Source organism: Nocardia sp. CY41 (assembly GCF_009829325.1).
Classification (GTDB): domain Bacteria; phylum Actinomycetota; class Actinomycetes; order Mycobacteriales; family Mycobacteriaceae; genus Nocardia.
In genome coordinates this window covers 209,683-225,830 of the sequence record NZ_VUOS01000001.1, presented here as the reverse complement: position 1 = coordinate 225,830, position 16,148 = coordinate 209,683, and the positions used below count along the sequence as shown (strand labels likewise).

The 16,148-nt window shown below is 68.5% G+C and carries 18 protein-coding genes; 12 read left to right on the top strand and 6 right to left on the bottom strand.

The features are described 5' to 3' along the window. Positions 1–17: 17 nt before the first annotated feature. The gene (locus GVY64_RS01090) at positions 18–860 is read right to left on the bottom strand and encodes an NAD(P)H-binding protein (protein WP_159837789.1); all 843 of its coding nucleotides are present in this window, start codon (positions 858–860) and stop codon (positions 18–20) included. A 73-nt stretch (positions 861–933) separates the two neighbouring features. Between GVY64_RS01090 and GVY64_RS01085 the strand changes: the two genes are divergently transcribed. The 5 genes from GVY64_RS01085 to GVY64_RS01065 all read left to right on the top strand — a co-directional run bounded on the left by GVY64_RS01085 (position 934) and on the right by GVY64_RS01065 (position 5,239). Beyond that, positions 934–1,512, top strand: coding sequence for a TetR/AcrR family transcriptional regulator (locus tag GVY64_RS01085; RefSeq protein WP_236566520.1), 579 nt, complete (start codon positions 934–936; stop codon positions 1,510–1,512). Positions 1,513–1,616: 104 nt separating this feature from the next. Then, positions 1,617–2,270 carry a PadR family transcriptional regulator gene (locus GVY64_RS01080; RefSeq protein WP_159837787.1) on the top strand — a complete coding sequence of 218 codons (654 nt, stop codon included), beginning with the start codon at positions 1,617–1,619 and terminating at the stop codon, positions 2,268–2,270. Positions 2,271–2,387: 117 nt separating this feature from the next. Continuing rightward, positions 2,388–3,338 (top strand): esterase/lipase family protein, encoded by a 951-nt coding sequence (locus GVY64_RS01075; RefSeq protein WP_236566555.1) that lies wholly within the window; start codon positions 2,388–2,390, stop codon positions 3,336–3,338. A 102-nt stretch (positions 3,339–3,440) separates the two neighbouring features. Further along, the gene (locus GVY64_RS01070; RefSeq protein ID WP_159838231.1) at positions 3,441–4,019 is read left to right on the top strand and encodes a TetR/AcrR family transcriptional regulator; all 579 of its coding nucleotides are present in this window, start codon (positions 3,441–3,443) and stop codon (positions 4,017–4,019) included. Then, complete coding sequence (locus GVY64_RS01065; RefSeq protein WP_159837783.1) at positions 4,016–5,239, top strand: NADH:flavin oxidoreductase; 1,224 nt, start codon at positions 4,016–4,018, stop codon at positions 5,237–5,239. The genes GVY64_RS01070 and GVY64_RS01065 overlap by 4 nt, the downstream gene beginning before the upstream one ends. 165 nt (positions 5,240–5,404) lie before the next feature. Here GVY64_RS01065 and GVY64_RS01060 read toward each other — a convergent pair whose 3' ends face one another. Further along, positions 5,405–5,689, bottom strand: a complete 285-nt coding sequence (locus tag GVY64_RS01060; RefSeq protein ID WP_159837781.1) for a hypothetical protein — start codon at positions 5,687–5,689, stop codon at positions 5,405–5,407. A 437-nt stretch (positions 5,690–6,126) separates the two neighbouring features. Here GVY64_RS01060 and mbp1 point away from each other — a divergent pair, with 437 nt between their 5' ends. Further along, positions 6,127–6,372, top strand: a complete 246-nt coding sequence (gene mbp1 / locus GVY64_RS01055) for a microaggregate-binding protein 1 (RefSeq protein WP_063017676.1) — start codon at positions 6,127–6,129, stop codon at positions 6,370–6,372. 87 nt (positions 6,373–6,459) lie between these two features. Here the strand turns inward: mbp1 and GVY64_RS01050 are convergent, their stop codons facing one another. Together GVY64_RS01050 and GVY64_RS01045 are read right to left on the bottom strand one after the other, a co-directional pair. Continuing rightward, positions 6,460–6,687 carry a hypothetical protein gene (locus tag GVY64_RS01050; RefSeq protein WP_159837779.1) on the bottom strand — a complete coding sequence of 76 codons (228 nt, stop codon included), beginning with the start codon at positions 6,685–6,687 and terminating at the stop codon, positions 6,460–6,462. A 200-nt stretch (positions 6,688–6,887) separates the two neighbouring features. Continuing rightward, the gene (locus tag GVY64_RS01045; RefSeq protein WP_159837777.1) at positions 6,888–8,105 is read right to left on the bottom strand and encodes an acyl-CoA dehydrogenase family protein; all 1,218 of its coding nucleotides are present in this window, start codon (positions 8,103–8,105) and stop codon (positions 6,888–6,890) included. 146 nt (positions 8,106–8,251) lie between these two features. Here GVY64_RS01045 and GVY64_RS01040 point away from each other — a divergent pair, with 146 nt between their 5' ends. The 4 genes from GVY64_RS01040 to GVY64_RS01025 all read left to right on the top strand — a co-directional run bounded on the left by GVY64_RS01040 (position 8,252) and on the right by GVY64_RS01025 (position 12,759). Continuing rightward, positions 8,252–9,112: a TetR family transcriptional regulator gene (locus GVY64_RS01040; RefSeq protein WP_159837775.1), complete on the top strand. Its 861-nt coding sequence runs from the start codon at positions 8,252–8,254 to the stop codon at positions 9,110–9,112. A gap of 175 nt (positions 9,113–9,287) precedes the next feature. Then, complete coding sequence (locus GVY64_RS01035; protein WP_159837773.1) at positions 9,288–10,229, top strand: alpha/beta fold hydrolase; 942 nt, start codon at positions 9,288–9,290, stop codon at positions 10,227–10,229. 530 nt (positions 10,230–10,759) lie between these two features. Beyond that, positions 10,760–11,500, top strand: coding sequence for a hypothetical protein (locus tag GVY64_RS01030; RefSeq protein ID WP_159837772.1), 741 nt, complete (start codon positions 10,760–10,762; stop codon positions 11,498–11,500). A gap of 482 nt (positions 11,501–11,982) precedes the next feature. Next, positions 11,983–12,759, top strand: coding sequence for a DUF1206 domain-containing protein (locus tag GVY64_RS01025; protein WP_159837771.1), 777 nt, complete (start codon positions 11,983–11,985; stop codon positions 12,757–12,759). A 124-nt stretch (positions 12,760–12,883) separates the two neighbouring features. Here the strand turns inward: GVY64_RS01025 and GVY64_RS01020 are convergent, their stop codons facing one another. Continuing rightward, positions 12,884–13,351, bottom strand: a complete 468-nt coding sequence (locus GVY64_RS01020; RefSeq protein ID WP_159837770.1) for a MarR family winged helix-turn-helix transcriptional regulator — start codon at positions 13,349–13,351, stop codon at positions 12,884–12,886. A gap of 41 nt (positions 13,352–13,392) precedes the next feature. Here GVY64_RS01020 and GVY64_RS01015 point away from each other — a divergent pair, with 41 nt between their 5' ends. Both GVY64_RS01015 and GVY64_RS01010 read left to right on the top strand, forming a co-directional pair. Then, positions 13,393–14,055 (top strand): maleylpyruvate isomerase family mycothiol-dependent enzyme, encoded by a 663-nt coding sequence (locus GVY64_RS01015; protein ID WP_159837769.1) that lies wholly within the window; start codon positions 13,393–13,395, stop codon positions 14,053–14,055. Between the two features lie 57 nt (positions 14,056–14,112). Continuing rightward, positions 14,113–14,346, top strand: a complete 234-nt coding sequence (locus tag GVY64_RS01010) for a hypothetical protein (protein ID WP_159837768.1) — start codon at positions 14,113–14,115, stop codon at positions 14,344–14,346. Positions 14,347–14,362: 16 nt separating this feature from the next. Here GVY64_RS01010 and GVY64_RS01005 read toward each other — a convergent pair whose 3' ends face one another. Continuing rightward, positions 14,363–16,105, bottom strand: a complete 1,743-nt coding sequence (locus GVY64_RS01005) for a GMC family oxidoreductase (protein WP_159837767.1) — start codon at positions 16,103–16,105, stop codon at positions 14,363–14,365. Positions 16,106–16,148: the final 43 nt, after the last annotated feature.

The following is a 16,148-nucleotide window of genomic DNA, read 5'->3' as shown; positions in this document are numbered from 1 at the left end:
AGGCGCCCAGCCGAGCGTCAGGCGAAGGCCGCTCGATTGCGAACGGCCCAGTCGGCGTACTTCGTGGCCGGCCGCCCGAGTACGCGCGGCACGTCGGGGCTGATCCGCTGCTCGGCGGCGGTCGGCTCGCCGAGGATCGTCAGCGTGTGCTCGACCACCGGCTCGGGCATGAACTCCAGCATTGCCGAATGCGCCTGCGCCCGAGTCAATTCCACGAATCGCAGCGGCTCGCCGAGCGCCTCGCCGAGCGCCTCGGACTGGGTCCGCGGGGTGGCGAGTTCGGGTCCGGTCAGGGTGTAGACCTGCCCGGCGTGCCGGTCGTCGCGCAACGCCGCCGCTGCGACGGCGGCGATATCGGCCGGATCGATCGAGGGAAGACCGACATCGCCGAACGGCGCGGCGACCAGACGCTGCGCGCGTACCGCATCCGCCCATGCGTAGGTGTTGGAGAAGAACCCGGCCGGGCGCAGGAAGGTCCACGCCAGTCCGGAGTCCCTGATCGCCTGTTCGTAGGCGACGAGGCGGGCATACCCCGCCGCGTCCGGACGAGTGGCTACGCCTTGGGAGGACACGAAGACCACCCGCCGCACACCGCCCGCTGCGGCGACCTTCAGCACCTGTTCCGGGTCCGGACCGGCTACCAGCTGCTCACCGGTGACCAAGAGGAACAGGGTGTCGGCTCCCGCGACGGCGGGGGAGAGGCTGTCCGGCTCGCCCAGATCCGCCCGAACCGAGCGGACTGCGCCGGGAAGAGAGAGATCCGCGTGCCGCGCGACGGCCGTGACCTCCTCGCCGACCTCCGCCAGCAGACGCACGAGCGGCGCGCCGATATTGCCGGTCGCTCCGGTGACCACGATCATGTGTGCTCCTTAGTTAGTTACCTGACTAAATTGAACCTAGCCGGTTTCGGCCGCGCTGTCTACAGTTAGTTGTGTGACTGACTCAGTGGCGGAGACCAAGCTCGGCAAGCGGGAGCGGCTGATCGAAGCCGCCGTGCGGGTGTTCTATCACCAGGGCGTGGAGAAAACGACGATCGCCGACATCGCCCGCGCCGCGGAGGTCCCGGTCGGCAACGTCTACTACTACTTCAAGACGAAAGACCAGCTCATCGAGGCTGCGATCGGCTCACACGCGCGCATCCTCGACGCGGTCATCGCCGCGAGCGACCAGTGCGAGACGCCTGCGGAGCGGCTGAAAGCCCTGATCGCGGGGTGGGTCGCCGATCGCGAGCAGACGGTGCGTTATGGCTGCCCGTTCGGCACCTTGTCCTCGGAACTGGACAAGCGGGGCGACGGGTTGGACACCGCGGCCGCCGAGGTGATGCGCGTTCTGGTGGATTGGGCCGAACGGCAGTTCGCCGCGATGGGACGTGCCGACGCGGGCGAGCTGGCGATCGCCTACGTGGCGGCATATCAAGGAATCTCATTGCTCACCAACACTTTTCGCGATCCTGAACTCATGGTCACCGAAGGTGCGCGGCTGTCGCGCTGGATCGACTCGCTGAAGAGCTGATCTCTCGGGCAGGGCTCGGCTCGCCAAACCGGGCCTTGCACTCGATGCATTGTCGATATATCGTCGATAGTGTGAATCGAACACGAGAGCCCTGGGAGGCTGACATGGAAAACCAAGAATTTGGCGAATACGGACGGCGCGGCCGCGGGCCGCTGCCCGGACCGGAGGGCTTCGAACACGGGCGGCGCTTCCGTCGCGGCGGACGTCACGGCTTCGGTCCCGAGTTCGGGCCGGGCTTCGGCCCGGGGTTCGGCCCTGGCTTCGGCCCGCACTTCGGTCGCGGACGCGGCCGCGGCGGCCGGGGCAGGCGCGGGGACGTCCGTGCCGCCGTGCTGTTGCTCCTCGTCGAGCAGCCGATGCACGGGTATGAACTCATCCAGCAGATCCGCGAGCGCAGCAACGACATCTGGCGGCCGAGCCCCGGATCGATCTACCCCGCGCTGGCGCAGCTGGAAGACGAGGGTCTGGTGCTCATCGAGAAGGTCGCCGGGCGCAAGACGGCGAAGCTCACCGAGGCCGGCGCCGAATATGTCGCCGCGCACCGCGACGAGTTGGGGGACCCTTGGGGGGATGTGCAGCAGGACGTCGGTGCTCAGGCGATGGACCTGCGCGCACTCGTCGGACAGCTGATGGGGGCGGTGGCGCAGGTCGCGGCGGCCGGTACCCCGAAGCAGGCGGCGCGTGCGGCGGAGTTGCTGACCGAGACCCGCAAGTCCCTCTACCGCATCCTCGCCGAGGACGAGACCCCCGATAAGTAGGGGAGGCGAAACACCCCTATACGGCGCGCATTTCAAGTCGATCGGAGGGATCATTGTGAGATGCGACAGTCGAGTCGAGCGGGAGCTTGGGGTAGTTCACACTTGCGTCGCGCCGTGCTGGCCCTTGCGGTCGCCGGCGCGGCCGCGCTGGGGCCGGGCGTGGCGTCGGCCGAGCCGCTCGGCCTCCGCCCGCCCGACGTGCCGACGGACGCCGCGCCGCCACAATCCGATCACTTGGCCGCCGCCTGGTACCAGAAGAGTCATCCGAACGCGGTGCCGAGCGGTACCAACGACTTCGGCTGTGTCCCCAGCGCCCGGCATCCTCGTCCGGTGGTCCTCGCGCACGGGACCGACTCCTCGGCCTATTCCGACTGGTCGGGAATAGCGCCGCGGCTCACCGCCGCCGGATTCTGCGTCTTCGCGCTGAACTACGGCGGCAAGCCCGGCGGGGACAGTTACGGCACCGAGGACCTGGTGCTCAGCGCCTATCAGATCGGCGCGTTCGTCGATCGGGTGCTCGCGGCGACCCACTCGGCCAAGGTCGACCTGGTCGGGTTCTCCCAAGGCGCCAACGTGACTCGGTACTACGTCAACAAGCTGGGCGGTGCGCCCAAGGTGGACCAGTGGGTCGGCCTGGCCTCACCCAGCTACGGCGGTGTGATGTACGGGCTGGTGCCGGTGGCCCAGGCGATTCCCGGCGCTCTGCAGGCGTTCGCCCAGGTGACATCGCTCGCCGCGGTGCAGCAGGCCGAAGGATCGCAGATCATGCTCGAGCTCAACGCGGGCGGCGACACGGTGCCCGGCGTGCGGTACGTGACCGTCGGCAGCCGCGTGGACGAGATGATCCAGCCGTTCGAGAACATCGCGCTGCGCGGGCCGGGTGCGCGGAACATCGCCCTGCAGGACCTGTGTCCCGCCGACCTCGCCGGGCACTTCCACATGGTGTACGACCCGTTCGTGCAGGAGTTGCTGCTGACTGTGCTGGAGCCGAGCAGTCCGGCGCCGGTGTGCCGCCCGGTTCCGCTCGGGACCGGTATTCCCGAAGTCATCATCGCGGGCAATTCCTGAGCGAGCGGCGCCGCGCGGTCCGCTGAGCCGCGATGCGGCGGCGGGGCTCGATCGGTTCAATCATTGATTGAATCACCGATGGAAACATGCTTGACTGTGCGCATGCCGAAATCGGTCTCCGACACCGCGACCACTCGCGATCGCTTGCTGACAGCCGCCGAACGCCTGCTGCTCGAGGGCCGGTACGACGAGGTGTCGGTGCGGGGCATCTGCGCGCAGGCCGGAGCGAACCCGGCGGCGGTGCACTACCACTTCGGGTCGAAGGACGCCTTGGTCGCCGCGTTGCTCGAGGAGCGGCTGGGACCGGTATGGGCGGACCGTCTGGCCGCCGTCACCGGCGCGCACGGATCCATCGCCGAGGTGGTCGACGCGGTGATCGAACCGTTCGTCGCGTTGGCCGCCGATCCGGTGGGCCGTCTGCACCTGCGATTGCTGGCGCAATTCGTGCTCGGCAGGCAGGTGACCGAATGGCGTCAACCATGGTTCCGCATCGATGCGTGGGCAAGCCTGTTGCCGGGTCTGAGCGAGCGCGAGAGCAAGCGCCGGTGGATGTTGGCATTCGACCTGATCATCATGCGGTTCGGCAGCGCCGAGCACCGGGAGTTGTCGCAGGAGGCGGTGGCCACCCTCCGGGAATTCGTGGTGGCCGGATTGACCGCGCCGACAGGAGAGAAACGATGAACGACGTATTCGCACCTGCCCAGCTCGGGCCGATCACCCTGCGCAATCGGGTGATCAAGGCCGCGACCTTCGAAGGCCGTACACCGGACGCGGTCGTGACCGACGAGCTGATCGAGTTCCATCGCGAGGTGGCCGCCGGTGGGGTGGGGATGACGACGGTGGCGTATTGCGCTGTCGCTCCCGGTGGCCGCACCGACCGGCACCAGATCTGGATGCGTCCCGATGCGGTGCCGGGGCTGCGCAGGCTCACCGAGGCCGTCCATGGCGAGGGCGCCGCGGTGAGCGCGCAGATCGGCCATGCCGGTCCGGTGGCGAACGCGGCCTCCAACCGGGCTCCGGCGCTGGCGCCGAGCCGGATGCTGAGCCCGCTGTCGATGCGCATGATGCGCAGCCCCGACGAGAACGGGATCCGTGAGCTGGTGGCCGCGCACGCCGGCGCGGCGAAGCTGGCCGAGGAGGCGGGCTTCGACGCGGTCGAGATCCATTTCGGGCACAACTATCTGGTGAGCTCGTTCCTGAGCCCCAAGCTGAATCGCCGCAAGGACCGGTACGGCGGCAGCTTGGCCAACCGGGCGCGCCTGGCGCGCGAGATCGCCGCCGCGGTGCGGCAGGCCGTGGGCGGCCGTCTCGCGGTGACGGCGAAGCTGAATATGGAGGACGGCGTGCGGGGCGGGCTCACCGTGCCGGAGTCCGTGCAGGTCGCCGCGTGGCTGGAAGCCGACGGCAGCCTGGACGCCTTGGAACTTACGGCGGGCAGCTCGCTGCTCAATCCGATGCTGCTGTTCCACGGCGACGCTCCGCGGCGGTCGTTCGCCGACGTTCTGCCCGTGCCGGCGCGATGGGGCTTCCGGGCGGTCGGCAAGGCCTTCTTGAAGGAGTACCCGTACCGGGAGGCGTACCTGCTGGAGCGGGCGCGGCACTTCCGGCGGGAATTGTCGATGCCGCTGGTTCTGCTCGGGGGCATCACGAACTCGGACACCATGCGGCTGGCGATGGCGGAGGGCTTCGAGTTCGTCGCCATGGGCCGTGCACTGCTGCGCGAGCCGAACCTGTTGCGCCGCATCCAGTCCGATGCGTCGACCCGCTCGGCCTGCGTGCACTGCAACGAGTGCATGCCAACGATCTACACGTGTACGCGCTGTGTGTTCCGTCCCGACCAGCCGCGAGAACCCGTCGAGCTGACGATGTCGGGGCTCGGCGGTACCGAAGTGCGGACATAGGCTCGGCGATCGACTCCGACGAAGCAGCCCGAGGCGATCACCAGGGCGAGTGCTTGCCGGCGGGCCGACGCCGCTGGGGTCGAGGAGCTGTGACGCCCACACCACCCTGGTGCGGTCTTCGCGTGGATGGCGGGGCGTAATCCGGATACCTGACTTCGCCCGGTGTCAGGAGTGGAACGCGCACAGGATCGCGCCGTCGCGGATGAGGACGGCGTCTATCGCCTCGTGGTCGTCGGGTGTCAAGGCGGCGCGGCGCTGCTTCCAGAAGGACAAACTCGCTGCCAGCCCGGGGTCGGCCGTGGCATGACGGCGGCAATAGCCGGCGAGCGTCACCCGTAGACGTGGAGACGTCGCGGGGCACCCGGCGAGATCGATCAGGCTGGTCAGCGTCGCGCAGGCGGAACCGAAGTCGCGGGCTGCTGCGATCGGGCTCTTCGTAGTCTGGCTCATCGTCCCCTGACTGGTCTATCCGTCCGTGGCTCATGGTTCTGCGGCGATTCGCGGAAGTGCTTGTGGCAGAGTGGGTTCGGGAGGAAAGTGCGGCCGCGCACTCACGTTGGCACGCTCCGGGCTCCGGCGCCGGAAGCGGAGAGCCGGAGCGTGTCGGCGATCGGAATTTCCTATCGGCGCGCACACGAGGACGCGCGGGCATTTTCGTGCCGAAGTGGTCAGAGCCCAGCCGTCCGCGAACCCCGCCGAGTCGGTGCCGTCACGACGGCGGCAAGCATCGCCGTCATCGTGATGTCCATGGCCATCGATGCGGGAACACCCTGGCGACGACATCGCGGCGCGTCGGTTCGCCGAACTTTCTCGCCGCAGCTGGTTCGAGGCCGGTCTCCCGGGTATGCGCGAGATGTCAGCTTGTTCCGATATTCCAGGAGGTTGTTGTGGCGGAACACGGAAGCGGTGCTCGTGAAGGCGCCGAAGGCGTCGTCGAAGACGTCAAGGGCAAGGTGAAGGAAGCGGCAGGCACCGTCACCGGTCACCAGGACCTGAAGGACGAAGGTCGCGCGCAGCAGGACAAGGCGGAATCGCAGCGCGAGGCGGCCGGCAAGGAAGCCGCGGCCGAGAAGGCTCGTGCCGAGGCGGACGTCGACGAGGCCCGCCAGTCCGCGCATCAGCACGGGCGGTAGACGCACGCCGATCAGTCCCACGCAGACGCCCCGCCGCCGCCGGCCGAAGCCGGCGGCGGCGGGTGTGTGTCCACACCGAAGCGCTGCTCAGGCGTACGGCTCGACGGTGAGTACGTAGTCGAGGCTCCGGGCCAGTTCGGCGGTTTCGGGCGCCGAGGAGATGACCAATCGATTCGCGCCGCCGTCCTGAACCACTTCGGCGCCGGTTCCCTTCAGCCAGTCGAAGAACGTCGACCGGATCGCCGCGAGCGCGGCCTCGTCGGCGACCTCGCCTGGTTCGAGCAGGATGAGGTATCGGCGGTCTTGCGCTGACATGCAGCTCTCCTCTCGATCATCCGGAAGTCGATCAGTCGGCTCGCGTTCTCATCGGGGACGGACCCTGTGTCGGATGCGTGTCGAGTTCGCAGGTGAAGACTCGACCCTTGATGACACGCGTGGTGAGTCGGCCGGTGCTGCCCGAAGTCTAGAGGTCCCGGGGGTAGGGGCGTTGTTCGTCGGCGGTGTGGCGAGCCGGGTCAGCGTGCAGGCCCGGACCCCTCCGCCGCCCGGCGGGCTGCGCTGACCGCGCGCTTGGCGATGGCCCACCGGTGCACCTCGGAAGGCCCGTCGTAGATGCGGAACGGCCGCACTTCACGGGAGAGGCGGGCCAGCGGCAGGTCGTCGGAGACACCGAGGCCGCCGCACAACTGGATGCTCCGGTCGACGATGCGGAAGATCGCCTCGGCGGCGAAGGTCTTGGCGATCGAGGTGGCGTTGCCCGCGTGCTCCCCGTTGTCGAGTTCCCAGCAGGCGCGCACCAGCAACGCGCGGGTGGCGGCGATGTCGATCTCGTTGTCGGCGATCATCTGCTGCGCCATGCCGAGATCGCCGATGCGCGCGCCGAAGCCCTCGCGCTGGGCGACCCGCTCGACGGCGATGTCGTGGCCACGCCGAGCGGCGCCGAGCCAGCGCATCACATGGGTCATGCGGGCCGGGCCCAGCCGGACCTGGGCGTATTCGAATCCGCGGTCGACAGCGCCGAGCACCGCTTCGTCGGGGACGAACATGTCCTCGAAGAAGACCTCGCAGTGGCCGCCGATCATGGCCCGGTCCAGTGTGGTGATGTGCCTACCCACGCGCAGGCCGGGAGTCCCCGCGGGGGCCAGGAACATGGTCGCGCCGCCCCGCTGCCCCGGTTCGCCGGAGGTACGGGCCATCACGATGAAGAAGCCGGCGCCGTCCGCGCCGGTGATGAAGTGCTTGTGGCCGTTGATCCGCCAACCGCCGTCGGCGCGCACGGCCCGGGTGGCCAGTGCCGCCGGGTCGGACCCCGCGCCGGGTGCGGGCTCGGTCATCGCGAAGGCCGAACGCATCTCGCCTCGGGCGAGGGGTTCCAGGTAGCGCGACTTCTGCTCCGGGTCGGCGATGTGGGCGAGCATGTGGACGTTGCCCTCGTCCGGCGCGGCGATATTGAGCGCGGTCGGGCCGAACAGTGAGTAGCCCGCTTCCTCGAACACCGGCGCGCGGTCCGACATCGACAACCCGTGACCGCCGTATTCGACGGGCGCGTGCGGCGCCAAGACCCCGGCCTCGCGGGCGAGCTTGTTCAGTGTGACGCGCAATCCGTCGCCCCCCGCGGCGGTGATGTCGCCGTTGTGTTCGTCCTCGATCGGCAGCACCGTCTCCCGGACGAAAGCACGGGTGCGCTCGGTCAGCGCCCGAACCTCGTCGGAATAGGTCAGATCGATCGGCATCGCGCATTCCTCCTCGATATCCGGAGCTCGTCAGGGGACCGAACGATCGCTCCATCTGAACACTGTCTCACTGCCCGAGTGTGTAGTCAAAGAGGTAGTGTTCGATAAAAATCGGAAGTTCCTGGTGTTCAGCTATTCTGAACATCATGGACATTGAGGCCGCCGCGCCACACGAGGCGATCCGGCGTGCGCGCCGTGCCACGGGACTGTCGCTGCGCGAAGTGGCCCGCCGGCTGGAGGTGAGCCCCGCGACGCTCAGCGCGATGGAGACAGGGAAGACCGGGATCTCGATCGCCCGGCTCACCCGCCTGTCCGAGGTACTCGGCGTACCGGTCACCCACTTGCTCGGCGACGCTGCCATTGCAGCGCCTCCGCGCCACCGCCGGGTCGTCTCCGAGCCGGTCCCGCCGGGCGATTGGCGCGAGTTCGCTCCGTTGGACGTCGACCCGGTGCTGGCCGCCGCCCTCGCGTCGTTCGTCGAGTTCGGCTATCACGGCACGACTGTGCGCGCTCTCGCCCGGCGGGCGGGCACCAGCGTTCCCGGGCTCTACCACCACTATCGTGACAAACACGACCTGCTGGTCCGCATCCTCGACCTGACCATGGACGAATTGCACTGGCGAGTGCGTGCCGCGCGCGCGGACGGCCGCGACAGCGTCCACCGGGTGCGCCTGATCGTCGAAGCGCTGGCCCTGTTCCACACCCATCGCCGCGATCTCGGTTTCATCGGCGCCAGCGAGATGCGGAGCCTTTCGGCGAGCGAGCGCGCGCGCATCGCCGGCTCCCGCCGTGACATCCAAGCCACCCTGGACGACGCGATCGCCGAGGCTCATGCCGAGGGCCGCGTGGCCAGTCCCCACATCCGCGCAGCCGGCCGGGCCATAGCCACCATGTGCACCGCCATTCCCCAGTGGTATCGCGAGTCCGGCCCGGCGACCCCGGAGGAGGTGGCCGCGCAGTACGGCGACTTCGCCCTGGATGTGCTCGGCGTCGATCCGATGCGCTAGCCGCACGTTGTCGCCGGTGGCGGATCACTCCGAACCGGGCGGCGTGCACGCCGCCCCACCTTGGTGGTGATCGGCTCACCCCTTGGGGATCGGAGCCCAGCACTCGGGGGCCTGCCGGCGGCGGCCGGGACGGCGGAAAGTAGGACGAGTCACCGCCAGTGAACCGGAGCATCCCATGTCGATTCTCAACGCAATCGCCGCCACGGCGGAACGGCGTGCCACGGTCCGGACCGAAGACGGCGTGGCGCTCGCGGTCCGCGAATACGGCCCGCGAGACGCGGATCTCACCGTCGTCCTATTGCACGGTCACTGCCTGCGCACCGAATCCTGGACCTACGTCCGCGCCGAGTTGCTGCGCCGATACGCCGGCGCCCGAATCGTCTGCTACGACCACCGCGGCCACGGCGAGTCCGCCGTGGCGTCCCGGCGGACCTACACCCTCGACCAGCTCGGCCGGGACCTGCGGGACGTTCTCGATGCCGTGGCCCCCACCGGGCCGGTCGTCCTCGCGGGCCACTCGATGGGTGGCATGACCGCGCTCACCTATGCCGGTCAGAATCCGCACGAGATCGGCACCCGCATCGTCGGCGTGGCCCTGCTCGCGACGGCTGCCGACGGACTCGCCGACGCCGGTTTCGGCCGTCTGCTGCGCAACCCGGTCGTCTCCGCGTTCCAGGCGGCCGTCCGCCGCGCACCGGGGGCGATGCACCACGCGAAGTTGCTGGCCTGCCGGTTGTTCGCCCCGCTGATCCGTACCGCGGAATTCGGCGACCGCAAGGTGAGCGCGCGGGTGCTCGCCCTGGCCAATGCGATGCGCAACGAGACGCCGATCGTCACGATGGCCGGCTTCTTGAGCGACTTCATGGTCTACGACCGCACCGACGCGCTGGCGCTCCTGTCCCGGATCCCCACGCTGGTCCTGTGCGGCTCCGCCGACTTGATGACGCCGCCGTCGCATTCCGTGGCGATGGCCGCCGCCGTCGAGTACTCGGATTTCGTGATCGTCGAGGGCGCCGGGCATTCCGTGATCCTGGAGGAACCCGGCCGGGTCGCGGAGGCCGTCGCGCGCCTGATGACGCGCGCAGGGGCGGTCGCCGACCTCGCCTACGCCGCGTAGCTCCCGGGAAACTCACACGTACCGCTGGCGGAGTTTGCCTTTGACCAGTTCGGGCTCCGGCTGCCTGCCCGGAGAGGGGGCAACGCCCGCCTCGGGCGCGGGGCGCCTGCCGACCGCGGCGCTCGACGCGCCTTTCCGATTACCGCGGCGACAACGGCAACTGGTCCGTGCCCGGCGGCGCTCGCGACGCCGGGCAAACCTCGAGCCGCACCGCGATGTGGGAGACCTCGAGGAAACCGGCGTCGAGTCCGTTGCACCTATCATGGTCAGCATTCGGGCGGAATTCCCCAAATCCCTGTCCACGCAATGCGAAAGAGCGACAACAGAGGGTGTTCAAGATCGAGCCGGTCGACGTCGAAACGCAACACTGACGCATAAGAATGACGAAAACCGTTGTGCAACAATATAAAGCACTCGGGGCGAACGATCGATACACGACCTGAGCTCGATTGCGCGGAGTCATTGCACTCTGCAAGGCTTCGGCGCAATGCGGGACCTTCCATTGTTGGGAATATCCATAGCATAAATCCATGAAAAACTCGACTCCTTGGGATAAAGCTGAGAGCCAGCACGGACCGGCCGAAAATTCTGCTCATGAACTGGCTGAGAAGAAAGGCAGGCTGCGTAAGGCCGTCAACGGGAACTGGGGTTATGTTTGGGCGGCAGTCGGGAGCCTGATCACCTTCGGCCTGCTGTTCCGGCCGTGGCTCACCGCGTCCGGCCCCAACGGCAAAGCCGAAACCAACGCCTTCGGCCGCATCAACGCCTCTACCCGATACCTGACCGTCTGGTCGTCGACGAAACCGATGTCTCTAGCTCACATCACCGGTTTCTGGGCGCTCCTTACCACCGTCGCCGTCATCGTCTGTGTACTCACCGTGATAATCAATCTGCGGACCCGCAACAAAATACTCGAGCGCGCGACAGCGATATCCTCGGTGGCAGTGGCCATCTGCACGGTCTGCACCCTGCTCTACATCAACAGCAAAGCGCCCGAACTCAAGGAGATGACCTCGCGCCGATGGGATCTGGGCGGTCAGCTCGGATCGGTGATGTCATGGATGTTCGGCAACGACAAACTGCCGTTCCCCGGCATCAGCGAGACCCGCTACTCCACCGCCGGACTCACCCGCGCGGCCATACTCGCCTGCTTCACCTCTATCGGCTCGGCCCTGGCCGCCGGCATCCAGCAAATCTTGACGGGCGCCACCAAGCCCTTCCGCCTACCCTGGCGCCCTCCACCATCAGACCACCACGCCGACGGAACGTAGCGCACGCAGCCCGGATGCCACCTTCTCCGCCCATCCCGGATTCGAGTCCCTGCGGCTGAGCCGGACGACACCTCCGAGCGCTCTCCCTCGCCGGCGATGGGACCAGGACCGAACTGTCGTCGACCATGGAGTCCGCGGCGGAGCGCCCGGCGAGCGGTCGACGCCGTCCAGGACTACCTGCCTTCGGCGCGGTGGGCGAAATGCTCTGAGCGGAAAGGTGACTCGAAGTAGCGCTGTGCCGTTCGGGGCCCTTCGACGATTTCACCGCGGTTGATCCACCCGAAGTGGGCAATACGGTCCATGGAGAGGTGAGAACCATGAGCTTTATCCGAAATGCTGACAGATATCGATGGCGTCGCAGCGGCGGAGTGCGGCGTAACCGGTGGCGGACCGGGTACCGAAGTGGATGGCGCAACCGGTATGGCGGCCGGTGGCGGCGCCATGACAGCAGGCGGCCGCGCGGGTACGCGCGTTCGGGCGGGTTGGCGGGCGCCGCGCGATTCGGCTTCGTCGCACGCGGGGTCGCCTACATCGTCATCGGCATTCTCGCGTTCATGCTGGCTGTCGGCGTCGCGCAGCACGAGCCGACCGCGGGCGGTGCGCTCGCCGCACTCGCCGATAAGCCGCTGGGCTATCTGCTGCTGTGGATCCTCGCCCTCGGATTCGCCGCGCTGGCCGCGTGGCGGCTGGCGCAGGCCGCGGGCGCGCCCGCGGCGGGTCCGAACGGACCTCGGGTGCGCGCCTTGGCCTTGGGGCTCTTGTACGCCGTGGCGGCCTTCGTCGTTCTCCGGTTCGTCGTGGACGGCCGGACGCCGCCGCCCGGCGATGCCGTCGCACGGGATGTGACCGCACGGATTCTGGGCTGGGACGGCGGGCAGGTGGTCGTCCTGTTGATCGGTCTGGCCATTCTCGCCGCGGGTGTGCTGACCACTCTGCGCGGGCTTCGTCTCGCCTTCGTCGACGACCTGCGCATGGGCTGGATGACCCAGGCCTCCCGGGAGAGCGTGATCTGGCTGGGCCGCATCGGCTATCTGGCGCGCGGGTTGATCATCGTCGCCATCGGACTCGCCGCGGTGGTCGCGGCCGCCCGGTACGAACCGGCGAACGCCAAAGGCGTCGACGCCGTCCTGCACGATTTCGCCGACAGCGCCTTGGGGCCCTGGCTGCTCATCGCGGTCGCTCTGGGCCTGATGGCGTTCGGTGTCCTGTCGTTCCTCCAAGCGAAATACCGGCGCACCTACGGAGGCGTTCCGGTGTGACCGAAACGGCATGAGTTTCCTGGCCACGCATCCGGTCGGAGTTCGATCACCCGCCCGGATGCGTGGCATACCGGCCAACGCTCCGCGCGGCGTCGACATCGGCCGGATGCTAGACCGATGCGAGTTACTCCCTGCCGGATCGCGTGTCGGCGGCAGGGGGGTCATACGGATCGGTGATCTCGCGCAGCCTATGCAACGCCCGCCGTAGCTGTCCCATCGCCTCGGCGCCCAGATGTGCCGACCATTCCTGTTCGACGCGCTGGGCGACGGAGTTCGCGAACCCGGCTGCCCGCTGGCCACGGTCGGTCAAGCGCACGAGGCGAGCGCGGCGGTCGCTCGGATCGGGCACCCGCGTGACGTATCCGGCCCGTTCGACCTGGTCGATGAGAAAGCCCGTGGTCTGTTTCGTGATCTGCGCCCGTTCGGCGAGTTCGGTCGAGCGGGTGCCCGCCGCGTCGATCTGGGCGACGATCCTCGCTTGCGCGACGGTGAGGTCGCCGAAACCCGACTCGGCCAGGGCGCTCAGCACTCGCTGCTCCATCGCCCGGAAGGCTATCTGCATCAACAGGCCGACGTTGAGCTCCTCCGCCATCCCACTCCTTGACATCAGTACGAGAGGCCGGAGGTGCGGCCATGGCGGCCCGACCGACCCCTCTCGACCGGGAGCACAGCTGGCAGGTCATCGAGCAGCAGCGCCGCGCGATCGCCGATCTGCTGTCCGATCTGTCTCCGCAGGAGTGGGAGCATCCATCGCTCTGCGCCGGGTGGCGAGTGCGCCATGTGGCCGCCCATCTGGCGATGACGCCATCGCCGCCGCCGGCCGGCGTCATGATCACCACGGGACTGCGCGCCCGGGGTGACTACAACCGCTTCGTCGATCTGCTCGCCAGGCGATACTCCGAACAGCCGGTGGGCCGGCTTGTGTCGTCCCTGCGCGATCACGCGGCCACACGCCGCATCCCGAGGCTGACCAATTACCGCAACGTGCTGATGGACACCATGGTCCACGGCCAGGACATCGCCATCCCGCTCGGCCGCACTCTCGCTGTGCCGCCGGAGGCCGCCGCCGCCGCGACCGCACACGCGGCAACCCTCGGTCGCCCGGTCTTCGACCGTCACCGGCTGCGCGGTATCCGCTTGCGCGCCACCGACATCGACTGGTGTCACGGCGCCGGACTCGAGGTCCGCGGACCGATCGCGGCATTGCTGTTGCTGGTCACGGGGCGTACCGCACGGCTGCACGACTTGGCGGGGGAGGGCCTCGCGCCGTTGACCGAACGCCTCGTCATCACCTGACTCCGGTGCCGTAACCGGAACTCGACCGAACCCGCAACCTGGAAACGAAACACAACGATGACCAATCCCGGATTCTCCTCGTGGCAAGCTCAGCAGAACGCGAGCAGGAACGTGGCCCGGCACACCGATTGGGCCCGGCAGTCCACCGCGAACGCCCACCGGTTGTCCCGGCGTACCGCCAGGTCGTCCGGATGGCGTGTCGGGAACATCCTCGCGGCGCTGCTGGTGCTCGCGATCCTCGTCGTCGCCGCACCGTTCGTGCTCGCTGTGCTCGCGCATGTCGGCATCTGACGACTGAAAGCGGTGATCAGCCGTGTGTGTCGGCGGTCGGTTCGGATCGGATGGGCGGCCCTTCGATCTCGACGATCGGCAACCGCAGCGCGGCAGGCGCGTCGGCCGGGACCACCGGGGCGCGGGGCGGCACGGGGGCGATGCGCCGGTAGGGTGCGCCCGGCTCGGGACGCGGATCCGGCTCGCCCTTGTTCGGCCAGAGGGCAACGGCGCGTTCGGCCTGCGCGGTGATCGTGAGCGACGGGTTCACCCCGAGATTGGCCGAAATGGTCGAGCCATCGATGACATGCAGTCCCCGGTATCCGTGCATCCGGTGGTAGGGGTCGACGACTCCGTCGTCGGGGGACTCCCCGATGACGCAGCCGCCGATGAAGTGACCGGTCATCGGGATGTCGAAAAGCGCGCTCCAACCGGCGCCCGGGATGCCGTCGATCTTGTCGGCCACCCGGTGCGCCACCTTGTGCCCGGCCGGAAGCCAGGTCGGATTGGGTTCGCCCACACCCTGTTGGGTCGTCATCTTGCGGCCGAACAGGCCGCGCTTGGTGTAGGTGGTGATGGAGTTGTCGACCGACTGCATCACCAGCAGCCCGATCATCTGTTCCGACCATCCGCGCGGGTTCTGCAGATGGAGGGCGTCGCGGCCGAGCTTGCGCATCGTGCGGGCCCACAGGCGCAGCTTCGGAGTGCGCCCGTCCGGGTCGATCATGGCGGTGCCGATGAGACCGATCGCGTTGCTGCCCTTGCCGTAGCGCACCGGCTCGATGTGGGTGTCGGCGTCCGGGTGGATCGAGGAGGTGATCGCCACCCCCTTGGTGAAGTCGGAATCCTTGCGGCGGCTACGGACCGAAAGCAGTTCCTCGGAGTTGGTGCGCGAGAGCTCGCCCAGCCGCGGCGAGATGTCCGGCAGCGAGCCGCGGTCGCGAAGCCGATGCAGCAGTTTCTGGGTGCCCAGCGCGGCCGCGGCGAAGACGACCTGTTCGGCCGTGAACTTCCGGCGTGCCTTGCGCACCCAGCGTCCGGTGCGGACGGTGGCGACTTCGTATCCGCCGCCGGGCAACGGGCGCACGTCGGTCACCGTGGTGAGCGCGTGCACCGTCGCGCCGGCCTGCTCCGCGAGGTACAGGTAGTTCTTGACCAGGGTGTTCTTCGCGTTGTGCCGGCAGCCGGTCATGCACTCGCCGCAGTGCGTGCAGGTGCTGCGGGCCGGGCCGACGCCGCCGAAGAACGGGTCGGGCACGTCCTGGCCGGGGCGCGTCCCCTTGCCGCCGAACAGGACGCCGACGGGAGTGCGGCGGTAGGTCGAGCCGACGCCCATCTCCTCGGCGATCTCGGCCAGCACGCGGTCCGACGGCGTGGTCGCCGGATTCGTCGTCACGCCGAGCATCCGCTTGGCCTGGTCGTAGTGGGGAGCGAGTTCGTCTTTCCAGTCGGTGATGTGGGCCCACTGGCGGTCCTGGTAGAACCGGTCCGGCGGCTCGTAGAGGGTGTTCGCGTAGACCAGGGAGCCGCCGCCGACGCCCGCTCCCGCCATGATGAAGGTGTCCTTCAGCAGCGTCAGCCGCTGGATGCCGAAGCAGCCGAGGGCCGGGGCCCAGAGGTACTTGCGCGCGTCCCACGAGGTTTCGGCGAACTCGTCGTCGGCGAAGCGTCTTCCCGCTTCGAGCACTCCGACCCGGTAACCCTTCTCGGTCAGGCGCAGCGCGGTCACGCTGCCGCCGAAGCCGGAACCGACGACCACCACGTCGTAGTCGAACGTCATCTGATCTCCACCACTTGTCGAAGTTGCTGCCGCGGGCGAGGCG

Coding starts and splice junctions, on each gene's coding strand:
- GVY64_RS01090 (WP_159837789.1), bottom strand. CDS start 860: ATGATCGTGGTCACCGGAGCGACCGGCAATATCGGCGCGCCGCTCGTG.
- GVY64_RS01080 (WP_159837787.1), top strand. CDS start 1,617: ATGGAAAACCAAGAATTTGGCGAATACGGACGGCGCGGCCGCGGGCCG.
- GVY64_RS01070 (WP_159838231.1), top strand. CDS start 3,441: ATGCCGAAATCGGTCTCCGACACCGCGACCACTCGCGATCGCTTGCTG.
- GVY64_RS01065 (WP_159837783.1), top strand. CDS start 4,016: ATGAACGACGTATTCGCACCTGCCCAGCTCGGGCCGATCACCCTGCGC.
- GVY64_RS01060 (WP_159837781.1), bottom strand. CDS start 5,689: ATGAGCCAGACTACGAAGAGCCCGATCGCAGCAGCCCGCGACTTCGGT.
- GVY64_RS01050 (WP_159837779.1), bottom strand. CDS start 6,687: ATGTCAGCGCAAGACCGCCGATACCTCATCCTGCTCGAACCAGGCGAG.
- GVY64_RS01045 (WP_159837777.1), bottom strand. CDS start 8,105: ATGCCGATCGATCTGACCTATTCCGACGAGGTTCGGGCGCTGACCGAG.
- GVY64_RS01040 (WP_159837775.1), top strand. CDS start 8,252: ATGGACATTGAGGCCGCCGCGCCACACGAGGCGATCCGGCGTGCGCGC.
- GVY64_RS01035 (WP_159837773.1), top strand. CDS start 9,288: ATGTCGATTCTCAACGCAATCGCCGCCACGGCGGAACGGCGTGCCACG.
- GVY64_RS01030 (WP_159837772.1), top strand. CDS start 10,760: ATGAAAAACTCGACTCCTTGGGATAAAGCTGAGAGCCAGCACGGACCG.
- GVY64_RS01020 (WP_159837770.1), bottom strand. CDS start 13,351: ATGGCGGAGGAGCTCAACGTCGGCCTGTTGATGCAGATAGCCTTCCGG.
- GVY64_RS01015 (WP_159837769.1), top strand. CDS start 13,393: ATGGCGGCCCGACCGACCCCTCTCGACCGGGAGCACAGCTGGCAGGTC.
- GVY64_RS01010 (WP_159837768.1), top strand. CDS start 14,113: ATGACCAATCCCGGATTCTCCTCGTGGCAAGCTCAGCAGAACGCGAGC.
- GVY64_RS01005 (WP_159837767.1), bottom strand. CDS start 16,105: ATGACGTTCGACTACGACGTGGTGGTCGTCGGTTCCGGCTTCGGCGGC.